Genomic DNA, 13,216 nt, shown 5'->3' with positions numbered 1-13,216 from the left:
ACCGCCTCATACGACATCCTCTGCAGGAGCTGCACGGTGTCAGTTGTTGACGGTACCGCCCTTGGCCTCACTCATGATCTGCCGGATCGCCCCGACAAAGGTGTCCACCGGCTGCCCGCCACTGACCGCGTATTGCCCGTTGAACACCACCGTCGGCACCGAGCTGACGCCGCGCGCCAGCCACAACTGCTCTTGCTCTTTCACCTCTTTGGCGTATTCGTCCGACGCCAGAATCGCCTCGGCCCGCGCCTTGTCCAGCCCTGCGCTTTGAGCAACCTGCGCCAGTTGCCGAGGATCGGACGGGTTACCGCCATCAGTGAAATACGCCTTGAACAGCGCCTCTTTCAAATTGAACTGCAACCCTTCCAGCCCCGCCCAGTAGAGCAAGCGGTGAGCATCGAACGTGTTGTAGATGCGGCTGTTGCCGTCGGTGCGAAAGGCAAACCCGACTTCGGCGCCACGGGCGCGAATCATCTCGCGATTTTTCTGTGATTGTTCGGGGGTCGAGCCGTATTTCTCGGTGATGTGCTCGGTGATGTTCTGGCCGTCGGGGCCCATGTTCGGGTTCAACTCGAACGGCTGAAAACGGATCTCGGCCTGCACTTCGTCACCCAATTGGTCCAGCGCCCGGACCAGGCCGTACAGGCCGACGACGCACCAGGGACAGGACACGTCGCTGACGAAATCAATTTTCAGGGAGTTACTCATCGCACACCTCGCAGGCTTTATTCGCGCCGGAAAGTTTGAACGATACACCTGACAGGCCTGAGGTTGCAGTAGATCCCTGAAAGCCACCACTGCCCTCCCCCTGCAGGAGCGAAACTTGCTCGCGAAAGGGCCATCAACTCAACATTGATGTTGGCTGACATAGCGCTTTCGCGAGCAAGCTTCGCGCCTACAGGGGATTGGGGATTACAAAAGGTTCGGGGCCGCCACCGGCTCAATCTGCGCCCAGTGCGAGGTGTCTTCGCGGTGGGCCTGCAAGTACGGCAACACCGCCGCCAGCAAAGGCGCCTTGAACGCTTCCTGGAAGCGATGGGCCATGCCCGGGATCAGCTTCAACTGGCTGCCACGAATATGCGCCGCCAGGTGCACGCCATGCATCACCGGCAATAGCGGATCTGCCGTACCGTGCACCACCAGCGTCGGTACGCGCAATTGGTTGAGCAACGCCACCCGGCTCGGTTCGGCGAGGATCGCCATGATCTGACGCTTCACCCCTTCCGGGTTGAACGCCCGGTCATACGAGGCCGCCGCCTGTTGCAGCAGTACCTTGCGGTCATCACTCACCATTGGGCTGCTCAGGGCCGCGAGCAAATCGGCTTGTTGCTCCAGCGCCACTTCGCGATTCGGCGCGCCCCGGCGCGACAACAACTGCACCAGCGCGGCACTCGGCGCCGGCAAGCCTTCGGCCCCGGAACTGGTCATGATCAACGTCAAGCTCTCGACCCGCTGCGGCGCCATGGCTGCCAGATGCTGGGCGATCATTCCGCCCATGCTCGCACCCAATACGTGGAATTGTGTGATGTGCAACGCATCCATCAGGCCCAACGCGTCCTCGGACATGTCGCTCAACGTGTACGGCGCCGCCACCGGCAAGCCGAGTTTGTAGCGCAGCACTTCAAACGTCAGGTTGGCGTTGGCCGGCGCCTGGCGCCAGGTCGACAGCCCGACATCGCGGTTGTCGTAGCGAATCACTCGAAATCCCTGCTGACACAGCGCCACCACCACCTCGTCGGGCCAGTGAATCAACTGACCCCCGAGGCCCATCACCAGCAGCAGTGCCGGATCAGACGCACGGCCAATGCTCTGGTACGCCAGGCTCACCTGCGCCAGATCGACATGCTCGGTCGGAACGTTGACATCGCAACGCGAAGCCGCAAAGGACGGCAGGCTGAATAGCAGCGCGGCCAGAAGAAAAAATACACGCATGAAAAACACCGAAACGCAGAACCCCAGTAGAGCGCGAGTCTGATGAAGTTTGTTCAAGCGCGCTGCCACAGTTGCATGACAGTTTGATGAAGTTTGCCGAGCGGTCATTTTGGAGACCGCGTTATCGCTCAATCGCGAGCAGGCTCGCTCCCACAGGATTCTTGTCGATCACAAATGTTGTGTTCAACATCAATCCAATGTCGGAGCGAGCCTGCTCGCGAAGGCGTCCTTAAGCCAACTGACTACGCAGCTGCCGCGCCGCCGCTACCATATTCACCAACGCCGCCTCGGTCTCCGGCCAGCCCCGAGTCTTCAACCCGCAATCCGGATTCACCCACAACCGCTCTGCCGGAATCCGCTTCACGGCTTTGCTCAGCAACTTGACCATCTCGGCCGTGTCCGGCACCCGTGGTGAGTGGATGTCATACACACCCGGGCCAATGTCGTTCGGGTAGTCGAAGGCTTCGAAGGCCTCGAGCAATTCCATGTCCGAACGTGAGGTTTCGATGGTGATTACGTCGGCGTCCATCGCCGCGATGGACTCGATCACGTCGTTGAATTCGCTGTAGCACATGTGGGTATGAATCTGGGTTTCATCGCGCACACCGGAGGCGCTCAAGCGGAAGGCTTCCACCGCCCAGTCGAGGTAGGCCTGCCATTGCGCCCGGCGCAGTGGCAGGCCTTCGCGGAACGCGGCTTCGTCGATCTGGACGATTTTGATGCCCGCGTTTTCCAGATCGAGCACTTCGTCGCGCAGGGCCAGGGCCAGTTGTTGCGCCTGGATTTTGCGCGACACATCTTCCCTCGGGAACGACCACATCAGCATCGTCACGGGACCGGTGAGCATGCCTTTCATGACGTTGTCGGTCAGGCTTTGCGCGTAGCTGATCCAGTCGACGGTCATGGCGTTCGGGCGGCTCAGGTCGCCGTAGATGACGGCCGGTTTGACGCAGCGCGACCCGTAGCTCTGGACCCAGCCGAAGCGGGTGAACAGGTAACCGTCCAGTTGCTCGGCGAAGTACTCGACCATGTCGTTGCGCTCGGCTTCACCGTGCACCAGCACGTCCAGGCCCAGGCGTTCCTGGATTTGCACGGCGTGGCGGATTTCGCTGTGCATGGCGTCGGTGTAGTCGTTGGCCGAGAGCTTGCCTTGCTTGAAGGCCTGGCGGGCCAGACGAATCGAACCGGTCTGCGGGAACGAGCCGATGGTGGTGGTCGGGAACGCTGGCAGTTTCAGCCGAGCGCGCTGTTGTTCGATGCGCTTGGCGAACGGCGAATGGCGTTGGCTGTCTTTGGCGCTGATGGCATTGATCCGTGCCTGAACTTCAGCTTTGTGGATGCGTGGCGACTGGGCGCGACTGGCCTGGATCGCACGACTTTCGGCCAAAGCGTCTTGCACCCTGGGTGATTGCGGATCGTTGAGGGCATCACGCAGGACGGCGATTTCCCCACACTTCTGCACGGCAAAGGCCAGCCAGGATTTCAGTTCCGGGTCGAGTTTGTCTTCACGCTCCAGGTCCACCGGGCTGTGCAGCAACGAGCAGGAACTGCTGACCCACAGGTTGTCGCCAAAGCGCTCTTGCGCCGGTTGCAGTTGCGCCAACACTTGCTCCAGCTCGCAGCGCCAGACGTTGCGACCGTTGACCAGGCCCACCGACAAAATCTTGTAGGTCGGCAGACGATCCAGCACCTGGCCGAGTTGATCCGGCGCGCGCACCGCGTCGATGTGCAGACCTTGCACCGGCAGGCTGACGGCCAGGCCGAGGTTGTCTTCCAGACCACTGAAGTAGGTCGCCACGAGTTTTTTCAGCGGCGAGTATTGAAGGATGTGATAGGCGCGCTCGAAGGCACTTTTCCAGGCTTGCGGCAGGTCGAGGGTCAGGATCGGCTCGTCGATCTGCACCCATTCCACGCCTTGTTCGGCGAGGCGGCCGAGGATTTCGTTGTAGACCGGCAGCAGGCGTTCCAGCAGGTCGAGCTTGTCGAAGTCGTCGCCACCCCCTTGGATTTGCCCTTGCCCAGCCACAGGTAAGTCAAAGGGCCGACGATCACCGGTTTGACGTTATGACCGAGGGCCTTGGCTTCCTCGACTTCGTCGAACAGTTGGTTCCAGCTCAGCTTGAACGATTGGTCAGCGCTGAATTCCGGGACCAGATAGTGGTAGTTGGTGTCGAACCACTTGGTCAGTTCCTGGGCGTATGGCGCTTTGGAGTGGGCGCTGCCGCAACTGGCTGCGGTCGCGCCCCGGGCCATGGCGAACAGCGTGTCGAGGGTCGGCTGGCCGCCAGCATCCAGCGTGCTGTCGAAACGCTCGGGAACCACGCCGAAGGCCAGGGAATGGCTCAGCACCTGGTCGTACCAGGCGAAATCGCCCACCGGCAGCAGGTCGATGCCGGCGTCTTTCTGCAATTGCCAGTGGGTGGCGCGCAGTTGGCGGCCGACGCGGTTCAGCCCATCCTGATCGAGATCGCCCTTCCAGTAGGATTCGAGGGCTTTTTTCAGTTCGCGGTCAGCACCGATGCGCGGGAAACCAAGTGTGTGGGCCAGAGCCATGGTGAATTTCTTCCTATGAAAGAGGTTGTAAGACATGTCCCTATTGTCGACAGACAAGCCAACATGAGACAAACTCAACCTTTTCGTGTTCATCACAAGTTTTACTCATGGAGCCCCCGGTGCTTGAAATCCGTCACCTGAAGACCCTGCACGCCTTGCGCGAAGCCGATAGCCTGGTGGATGCGGCCGACCGCCTGCACCTGACCCAGTCGGCCCTGTCTCACCAGTTCAAGGAACTGGAAGAGCGCATGGGCATGCCGTTGTTCGTGCGCAAGACCAAACCGGTGCGTTTCACCAGCGCCGGTTTGCGCCTGCTGCAACTGGCCGACGCGACCCTGCCGCTGCTGCGTGGCGCCGAGCGCGACATCGCGCGGCTGGCCGGCGGCACCGCCGGGCGCCTGCACATGGCGATCGAGTGCCACAGTTGCTTCCAGTGGCTGATGCCGACCATCGACCAGTTCCGCGATGCCTGGCCGGAAGTCGAACTTGACCTGGCCTCGGGCTTCTCCTTCGCGCCGCTGCCGGCCCTGGCCCGTGGCGATCTGGATCTGGTGGTGACCTCCGACCCGCTGGAACTGGCCGGGATCACTTATGTGCCGTTGTTCACCTATGAAGCGATGCTCGCGGTGGCCAATCAGCACCGGTTGGCGAACAAGGCGTACATCGTCCCGGAAGACCTGCTCACCGAAACCTTGATCACTTACCCGGTGGAACGGGACCGGCTGGATATCTTCACCCGCTTCCTGGAGCCGGCCGACGTCGAACCGGCCCAGGTCCGCACCTCGGAATTGACGGTGATGATGATGCAACTGGTGGCCAGCGGTCGCGGCGTGTGCGGCGTGCCACATTGGGCGCTGCATGAATACAGCTCACGGGGTTATGTGAAGGCCAAGCGGCTGGGTGAGAAAGGGTTGTTTGCGACGCTGTACGCCGGTATTCGCGCGGACATGCTGGATGCGCCGTATATGCGCGATTTTTTGCTGACGGCAAAGGACACGTCGTTTTCGACGCTGGATGGTGTTAGCGCGGTTCGCTAACAGGACACATCCCCTGTAGGAGCAAGGCGTGCCCGCGATAAGGTTGATGCGGTCCTTCAGCCAGACCGCGTTATCGTTCATCGCGGGCAAGCCTAGCGCCTACAGGAGTTCGCGGTGGTTTTAGATCTCGCGCCACATATGGATCTTGTCGAAGTAGTCCTCGCCCACTCGTACCGCCAACGGTTCGAGGCCGTACTGGATGAAGCCGCAACGCTGGTAAAGGTTGAACGCGGCTTCATTGCCAGCGGTGACGGTCAACTGGATCAGCCTCAGGCCCGGATGGTTTTGCGCTTCAGCCAACGCCGCCTGTACCAGTTGAAAGCCGAGCCCCTGCTGGCGGACCGTGCCAGACACGTACATGCCAAACAACGTCGCCTTGTGCCGGGCCTTCTCCCGGGGTTCGAAGGCCAGGCCGACGATACCGGCCAACTGGCGATCCTCGAACGCGCCAAATACCGCGTCGAGTTTGCTGGTCAACCGCGATTCCCACCAGCTCAACGGCATCGTGGCGCGCTCGCGTACGCTGGAAGTGAACGCTTGCGGATGCAAGTCGTAGGCTTCGAGCATCAACGCCCGATAGTCCAGGGCATGGCTGGCATCCAGTCGTTCGATCCACATGGTCAAGCCGCCTTGCGTTGTTCAAGCATCAGCCGCACGGCCAGTGCCGCCAGCACAAACCCCATGAAATAACGCTGCACCGCCAGCCAGGTCGGGTTCTTGACGAACCACGAGGCGATACCGGCAGCGAACAATGCGATCAGCAGGTTCACGCCGAAACTCACACTGATCTGGGTCAGGCCCAGAATAATGCTTTGGGTAAACACCGAACCATGTTCCGGGCTGATGAACTGCGGAAACACCGACAGGTAAAACACCGCAATCTTCGGATTCAGGGCGCTGGTGAGAAAGCCCATGGCGATCAGTTTGCGCGACGAATCCGCCGGCAATTGCCGGGCCTCGAACGGCGAGCGAGCACCGGGTTTGACGGCCTGCCAGGCCAGCCACACCAGGTACAGGGCACCGGCCCATTTCAGCACTTCATAGGCCATTGGCACGGCCAGAAACACCGCGGTCAAACCGGCCGCGGCAGCGAACAAATGCACGAAGAACCCCGCCACCACGCCAAGCAACGAGGTAACGCCGGCCTTGCGCCCCTGGCAGATCGAACGGGAGATCAGGTAGATCATGTTCGGCCCCGGCGTCAGGACCATCAGCAATGCAGCGGCAGCGAAGATCAGCAAGTCTTGGAGCGGGATCATGGGGCAGTCCTTTGGTCCTGTTTTGATCAGGCGATCGTGGTCAACGAGGCTCGATAAAACGGCAGGATCACGTCCCGTGTCAATGGCGCCAGCGTAAGGTGGCCGTCGGTGGCCGGGTCGATCCAGCGCACCTCTTCGATCTCGGCCGCCGGCGAGACGTCTGAATCGATGTTTAGCAAGAACATCTCGGCCTGTACGACAAAACCCGGCTCGTTGGCGGCGGGTGCCGAAAACTGTCCCAGATAAGTGGCTTGCGCCGGGTCGACGACCAGGCCCAGTTCTTCTTCCAGCTCCCGGGCCAGGGCGTGGGCCGGTTGTTCATGGGCTTCGATCTTGCCGCCCGGCTGCATGAACGCCTCGGTGCCGCGTTTGCGCACGAGCAACGTGCGGCCATCGGGACCGATCAACAGGGCGGCGGCGATACGGATGATGCGGGGTGAGGCAGCGGCTGAAAGGGTCATGGATCGAGGTTGGCCTTGGTTAAAAGGCGCAAGAATAACCTGTAGGAGCAAGGCTTGCCCGCGATGGCGCCATTGAAATCGCCATCGCGGGCAAGCCTTGCTCCTACAGTTGTTCGACCATTGGAGGGAAGCGTTTACGAAGTCGCGCGTTCCAACAGCGCTTCGACTTCTTCCGGGATTTTCACGAAGATGCTGTACTTGGCGCCTTCCATGGTTTCGAAGGCGATCAATTTGTCCACCAGCGGTGCGTTCAGCACCTTGCCGGCATTGAGCAGCAACATGCCGTTGTCGGCGTTGAGGTTACGCGCCAGGATCATCCCCGCCGCCAGATCCCGCGTGGTCAGCACTTTGACCGAAGGGTCGGCCAACGTCACATCGCTCAGGTACGCGGCGCAGACCTGGATGAAATCCTCCACCAGTTCGGGATCGTAGAGACGCCCGGTATAGCTGCGGATATACACCAGCGCTTCGTCGCTGTTCATCTGCCGCTCCAGGATCAACCCGCGCTGCAGCTCGATGAAATCCACCGCCAGTTTCAATAACCGCGAACCGAACGGAATCGCCTCGCCCTTGAGCCTGTCAGGGAACCCGCTGCCGTCCCAGCGCTCCTGGTGGTGCAGAATCAGGCGGGCAGCATCCTTCATCGGGTCGAGGGTCATCAGCAACGACTCACTCTGCTTCGGGTACCCGCGATAACGGTCGCGGTCAATGTGATGGAGCATGTCCGACGGCGTGATCATCATGCTGTCGGTCCAGCTCAGCTTGCCGATGTTGTAGAGCGCGGCAGCCATGGTCAGGTCCCGGCTGGTGCCCTCGTCCAGGCCATGGAGTTTGCAGTACACCCGCACCAGCTCGATGATCTGGCGGTTGGTCTGCTTGGCCGGCGGCAGGCGCAAGTTGGCCAGCAGCGAGAACACCTCGGTGCCCGTGACATAGCTGCGTTTGAGCTCTTCATAGGCCAGGTCGAGCATGTCGGCGGTCTGTTGCAGTTCGCAGGTGCGGGCCGCGACGTGTTTTTCCAGGGTGACGTTGAGGGTTTTCAACTGGTCGTTCTGTTGCCGGGTCAGTTGCACCAGGCGCACACGTTCGCGCTCGGAATGCTGATGGTCCAGGGCCTGGCGCAGGGTCAGGAGCATTTCCTCGTCGCTCCAGGGTTTGCTGATGTAGCGGTGAATCTGCCCGTCGTTGATGGCCTTGATGATCGTCGGCAGGTCCGCGTAACCCGTGAGCAAGATACGCGTAGTCGTCGGGTAGAGCTGATGGATGTGGGCCAGCAAGGTGGCGCCATCCATGTTGGGCATGCGCGCGTCGGTCATCACCAGATCGATGCGGTGTTGCGCCATGATCTCCAGCGCCTGGGCACCGCTGGTGGCCAGCAGCACCTCGTAGGGTTGGCCGCGCAACAGCCGACGCAGGCTGTTGAGAATTGATTCTTCGTCGTCGACCAGTAACACCTTGGGTTTATCGGTCAAATTCGTGGGGAGTTGCTCTTCCATGGCGTCACCTCGAGTGAAACAGGGCCTTGCGTTGTGTCAGGCGGCGGCAAACATCCACTCTTGCCGGAGCCTGAGCTACAGGCTAGATGATTTTCAGACACTGTCGGCTATTGATTCATCCCATACACCCAAGCGAATTTCAGACAAAGGACTATGCTCAGCGAACTCGGATCCACAAATCTGTAACCGTTCGGCCAGGTGATCAGGGAAAGGATGCCCCTATGAACAGACCGTTTCGAACTGCTGTCGGCCCAGGCGTCTCCCTATGAGTACGCTACTTGCACGGGTCAACCGGCGAATTCTCATCGTTGACGATACCGCCACGATCCATAGGGATTTCGAAAAGATCCTCAGCCCTCAGTCAATCGAGGACGACGATCTGGACAGTACCGAAAGAGCGCTTTTCGGATCAACGGCGGCCATCACGTTGCAAAGCTTTGTGCTCGATTCGGCGTTTCAGGGCCTTGAAGCCCTGAACATGGTCGAAACCGCACTGGCCAACGATCTGCCCTACGCCATGGCATTCATCGACATGCGCATGCCACCGGGCTGGGACGGCCTGGAAACCATCGAACGGCTGTGGCAAGTCGACCCCAAGTTGCAAGTGGCGCTGTGCACGGCGTATTCCGACTATTCCTGGGAAGACATCGACGAACGCCTGGAACTGGGCGATCGCCTGCTGATCCTGAAAAAACCTTTCGATGCGATCGAAATCCGCCAGATGGCCAGTGCGCTCACGGCCAAATGGCAAATGACCGAAGACGCGGCGCTGAAAATGTCGCTGCTCGAACAAGCGGTTGAAGAGCGCACCCTGGAATTGTCCGACGCCAACATCATCGTGCAGAACAGTCCGACGATCCTGTATCGGCTGCGCGGCGAACCATCGTTTCCGTTGATGTACATCTCCCATAACATCACCAAGTACGGTCACATCGCGGCCAAACTGGTGGCGTCGGCCAATTGGTCCAAGGAGCTGATTCACCCCGACGACCTGCCGAAGGTCGACAGCGCCATGGCACGGGTGCTGGATCGCCATGCCGAGGGCGCCTCCATCGAATTTCGCATGCGCACCGGCGACGGTGCCTGGCGCTGGGTCGAAAACCGCTATATCCCGGTGCGCGACGCTGAAGGCCGGTTGCTGGAAGTCGAAGGCATCATCCTCGACATTACTGAACGCCGACTGGCCGAAGAAAAAATCGCCCTGCTGGCCCGCACCGACGGGCTGACCGGGCTGGCCAATCGCGCCACCCTGATCGAACGGCTGCACCAGGCCTTCGCGGCCGCCCGTCGGGGCGCGGCCGCCTTCGCGATTTTTTACCTGGACCTGGATCACTTCAAGCGCATCAACGACACCCTCGGCCACCCGGTGGGCGACTTGTTGCTGCAAGAGGTGGCCCGGCGGATCAAGGCCTGCGTACGCGAAAACGACGTGGTCGCCCGGCTCGGTGGTGACGAGTTCGCCATCCTGCAACTCGATGTCAGCGACCCGACCCAGTCTGCGGCGCTGGCGGTGAAGGTCCGCGATGCGCTGGTGCAGCCCTACTCCCTGGCCGGCAACGATGTCCGGGCCTCGGTCAGCATCGGCATCAGCAGTTGCACCGCGGAAATCCTCAGCGCCGACAGCCTGTTGACCCAGGCCGACATGGCGCTCTATCGCTCCAAGGAGCAGGGCCGCAACCAATATCACTTCCATTCCGAGGAGATCAATCAGGAAGTGGTCGAGCGCATGACCATCGCCAGCGAACTGAAAACCGCCATCGAACACGAAGAGCTCGAACTGCATTACTGGCCGGAAGTGGAGCTGAGCAGCGGCAAGATCCTCGGCATGGAAGCCCAGGTCACCTGGAACCATCCCACCCGCGGGATTCTCGAAGGCCCGGCGTTCCTGCCAGCCGCCGAAAAAACCGGGACCATCGTCGCTCTTGGCCACTGGGTGCTGGATCAAGCCTGCCGACAGATGCGCCAGTGGCGCGACGAAGACATGGCACCCCCGGTGATCGCGATCAAGCTGTCCCTGGCCCAGCTCAAGAGCGGGCCGGAACTGATCTATGACGTGCTGCGCACCACCGCGCGCTGGGAACTGTGCCCGTGGGACCTGCGCTTCGATGTCACCGAAGCGACCCTGGCCCAGACCAAGTGGACCCACAACGATGTGCTGCCACGGCTGCGGGAGCTGGGGGTGAAGATCGCCATCGACGACTTCGGCACCGAATATTCCTCGTTCGACTACCTCAAGACCTACCAGGTCAATCACCTGAAACTTGCCCAGGCGTTTATCGACACTGCCGCCCAGGACCCGGCCAGCGCGAACACCTTGCGAGCCATCATCAATTTTGCCCGCGAGGTGGGGATCGGCATCATCGCCGAGGGCGTCGAAACCCAGGAGCAACGCAGTTCGCTGATGGCCACCGGCTCACCGATGAACGCTCAGGGCTACTTCTTCAGCAAAGCGGTCAGCAGCCAACAGGCCGCCGAGCTGCTGAAGGCCGGCAGCATCGTGCCCTCGGGCAATGACAGCGGCCGCACCCTGGACGATCCCCGGCGCTCCACGGAGGAAAACGGATGAAGTCGCCTTTCGTTCGGACCAACCGGCGCATCCTGATCATCGACGACACGCCGTCGATTCATCATGACTTCCGCAAAATCCTCGACCCCGACGCCGAAGGGGAACAGGACCTGGCCGGTACTGAGGAAGCACTGTTCGGTATTCTGCCACCCGACCGGCTGACCTTTGAGCTCGATTCCGCTTACCAGGGCCAGGAAGCCCTGGAGCTGGTCAAGCGCGCCAGCGCCGAAGGACGCCCGTATGCCTTGGCGTTCACCGACATGCGCATGCCGCCGGGCTGGGACGGGCTGGAAACCATCGAGCAACTGTGGAAGGCCGACCCGCACCTGCAAATCGCCCTGTGCACCGCTTATTCGGACTACAGCTGGGAAGCCATGGCCGAGCGGCTCGAATTCGGCGACCAGTTGCTGGTGCTGAAAAAGCCTTTCGACAGCCTGGAAATCCGTCAGATGGCCAGCGCCCTGACCTGGAAATGGCAGATGGCCCAGGACGCCGCCAATAAAGTACTGAGCCTGGAGCAGACCATCGAAGCCCGGGTGCATGAGTTGCTCAAGGTCTCGCACTTGTTGCAGTACGACGTCCTCACCGAGTTGCCCAACAGCACCTTGCTCGGAGACCGTTTGAACCAGTCCCTGGCCTTGTCCCGGCGCCACGACAGACAACTGGCGGTGATGTTTCTCGGGCTCGACCGTTTCAAGCGCATCAACAACGCCCTGGGGCATCCGGCCGGTGACGAGATGCTCAAACGGGTCGGACAGAGCCTGGTGGCGAGCGTGCGCGAGTCAGACTCGGTGTTTCGCTATGGCTCCGATGAGTTCGTGGTGATCCTGGCGGACGTTCGCCATCCGCAGCAGACCAAGGGCATCGCCGAAAAACTCTTGAGTGCCATCCGTACTCCCCAGCATATCGCCGGCCACGACCTGAGCGTCACCGCCAGCCTGGGGATCAGCATTTACCCCGAGGATGGCCTGGACGCCATCGTGCTGATCAAGAAAGCCGAAACCGCGATGCGCAACGTCAAGGAAAACGGCCCGAACGATTTCAGCTTCTTTATCGACGAAATGAACCAGCGTGCCCGGGAACAGCAGAGCATTGAATCGGGCATTCGCCTGGCCCTGGAACGCAATGAGTTTGTGCTGCATTACCAACCAAAAATAGACCTGAGCAGCGGTCAGGTGGTCGGCGCCGAAGCGTTGATCCGCTGGAAAAACCCGGGCAAGGCTGGGTTTATCCTTCGGATTTCATCGCCGTGGCCGAAGACAGCGGCTTGATTGTGCCGTTGACCAAATGGGTGATGGCCCAGGCCTGTCGGCAGGCGTGTATCTGGCAGGCGGCCGGCCTGCCGAAAATCTGCATCTCGGTGAACGTGTCGGCCATCGACTTCCGGCAGCGCGATTTTGTCGATGTCATCGAACAGATATTGAAGCAGACCGGTATGGATCCTACGCGGCTGGAGCTGGAAATCACTGAAGGGGTGTTGATGCAGAACATCGACGCCACCGTGACCGCCCTGAACCGGATCAAGGCCTTGGGCGTGCGCTTGGCCATCGACGACTTCGGTACCGGTTATTCCAGCCTGAGCTACCTGCGGCGGTTTCCCATCGACGTGCTGAAAATCGACCAGTCGTTCATTCGCGGCTTGAGCCGCGACAGCAGTGATGCCGCCCTCGTCAACGCCATCATCAGCCTGGGCAAGAGCCTCAAACTGACGGTTATCGCTGAAGGCGTGGAGACCCTAGAACAATTGGATTTCCTCAAGGCTCACCACTGCGAGGAAGGCCAGGGTTATTACTTCAGCAAAGCCGTGGCACCGGATGCGTTTGCACATTACTTGATGTCAGTGAAACCACTTCCATCAGCCCAGACATAAGCGACGCGCCACGACACTCAGGCCAACCGCCAAGGAAATAAC

At 60.7% G+C, this 13,216-nt stretch carries 8 protein-coding genes and 2 pseudogenes; 3 read left to right on the top strand and 7 right to left on the bottom strand.

The window, feature by feature from the left end; all coding sequences use genetic code 11:
- Window positions 1-39: 39 nt before the first annotated feature.
- The 3 genes and pseudogenes from JFV26_RS15955 to metE all read right to left on the bottom strand — a co-directional run bounded on the left by JFV26_RS15955 (window position 40) and on the right by metE (window position 4,485).
- Window positions 40-708 carry a DsbA family oxidoreductase gene (locus tag JFV26_RS15955; protein ID WP_201193809.1) on the bottom strand — a complete coding sequence of 223 codons (669 nt, stop codon included), beginning with the start codon at window positions 706-708 and terminating at the stop codon, window positions 40-42.
- Window positions 709-912: 204 nt separating this feature from the next.
- Window positions 913-1,932: an alpha/beta fold hydrolase gene (locus JFV26_RS15950; RefSeq protein WP_201193808.1), complete on the bottom strand. Its 1,020-nt coding sequence runs from the start codon at window positions 1,930-1,932 to the stop codon at window positions 913-915.
- A gap of 229 nt (window positions 1,933-2,161) precedes the next feature.
- Window positions 2,162-4,485: pseudogene (gene metE, locus JFV26_RS15945) on the bottom strand (5-methyltetrahydropteroyltriglutamate--homocysteine S-methyltransferase).
- Between the two features lie 119 nt (window positions 4,486-4,604).
- Between metE and metR the strand changes: the two are divergent.
- Window positions 4,605-5,522 (top strand): transcriptional regulator MetR, encoded by a 918-nt coding sequence (gene metR / locus JFV26_RS15940; protein WP_201193806.1) that lies wholly within the window; start codon window positions 4,605-4,607, stop codon window positions 5,520-5,522.
- A gap of 120 nt (window positions 5,523-5,642) precedes the next feature.
- Here the strand turns inward: metR and JFV26_RS15935 are convergent, their stop codons facing one another.
- The 4 genes from JFV26_RS15935 to JFV26_RS15920 all read right to left on the bottom strand — a co-directional run bounded on the left by JFV26_RS15935 (window position 5,643) and on the right by JFV26_RS15920 (window position 8,738).
- A complete protein-coding gene (locus tag JFV26_RS15935) occupies window positions 5,643-6,140 on the bottom strand; it encodes a GNAT family N-acetyltransferase (RefSeq protein WP_201193804.1) in 498 nt (165 codons plus the stop codon).
- A gap of 2 nt (window positions 6,141-6,142) precedes the next feature.
- Window positions 6,143-6,781 (bottom strand): LysE family translocator, encoded by a 639-nt coding sequence (locus tag JFV26_RS15930; protein ID WP_201193802.1) that lies wholly within the window; start codon window positions 6,779-6,781, stop codon window positions 6,143-6,145.
- A gap of 26 nt (window positions 6,782-6,807) precedes the next feature.
- Complete coding sequence (locus tag JFV26_RS15925; RefSeq protein WP_201193800.1) at window positions 6,808-7,242, bottom strand: NUDIX hydrolase; 435 nt, start codon at window positions 7,240-7,242, stop codon at window positions 6,808-6,810.
- A gap of 134 nt (window positions 7,243-7,376) precedes the next feature.
- Window positions 7,377-8,738, bottom strand: a complete 1,362-nt coding sequence (locus JFV26_RS15920) for an HD domain-containing phosphohydrolase (protein ID WP_201193799.1) — start codon at window positions 8,736-8,738, stop codon at window positions 7,377-7,379.
- A gap of 265 nt (window positions 8,739-9,003) precedes the next feature.
- On the opposite strand from JFV26_RS15920, the gene JFV26_RS15915 reads away from it, so the two are divergent.
- Complete coding sequence (locus tag JFV26_RS15915; RefSeq protein ID WP_201193797.1) at window positions 9,004-11,304, top strand: putative bifunctional diguanylate cyclase/phosphodiesterase; 2,301 nt, start codon at window positions 9,004-9,006, stop codon at window positions 11,302-11,304.
- A pseudogene (locus tag JFV26_RS15910) lies at window positions 11,301-13,174 on the top strand (putative bifunctional diguanylate cyclase/phosphodiesterase). The gene JFV26_RS15915 and the pseudogene JFV26_RS15910 overlap by 4 nt, the downstream one beginning before the upstream one ends.
- The last annotated feature ends 42 nt before the right edge of the window (window positions 13,175-13,216 follow it).

Source organism: Pseudomonas sp. TH31, from assembly GCF_016650815.1.
Lineage (GTDB): Bacteria > Pseudomonadota > Gammaproteobacteria > Pseudomonadales > Pseudomonadaceae > Aquipseudomonas.
This window is presented reverse-complemented; position numbering and strand designations above follow the sequence as displayed.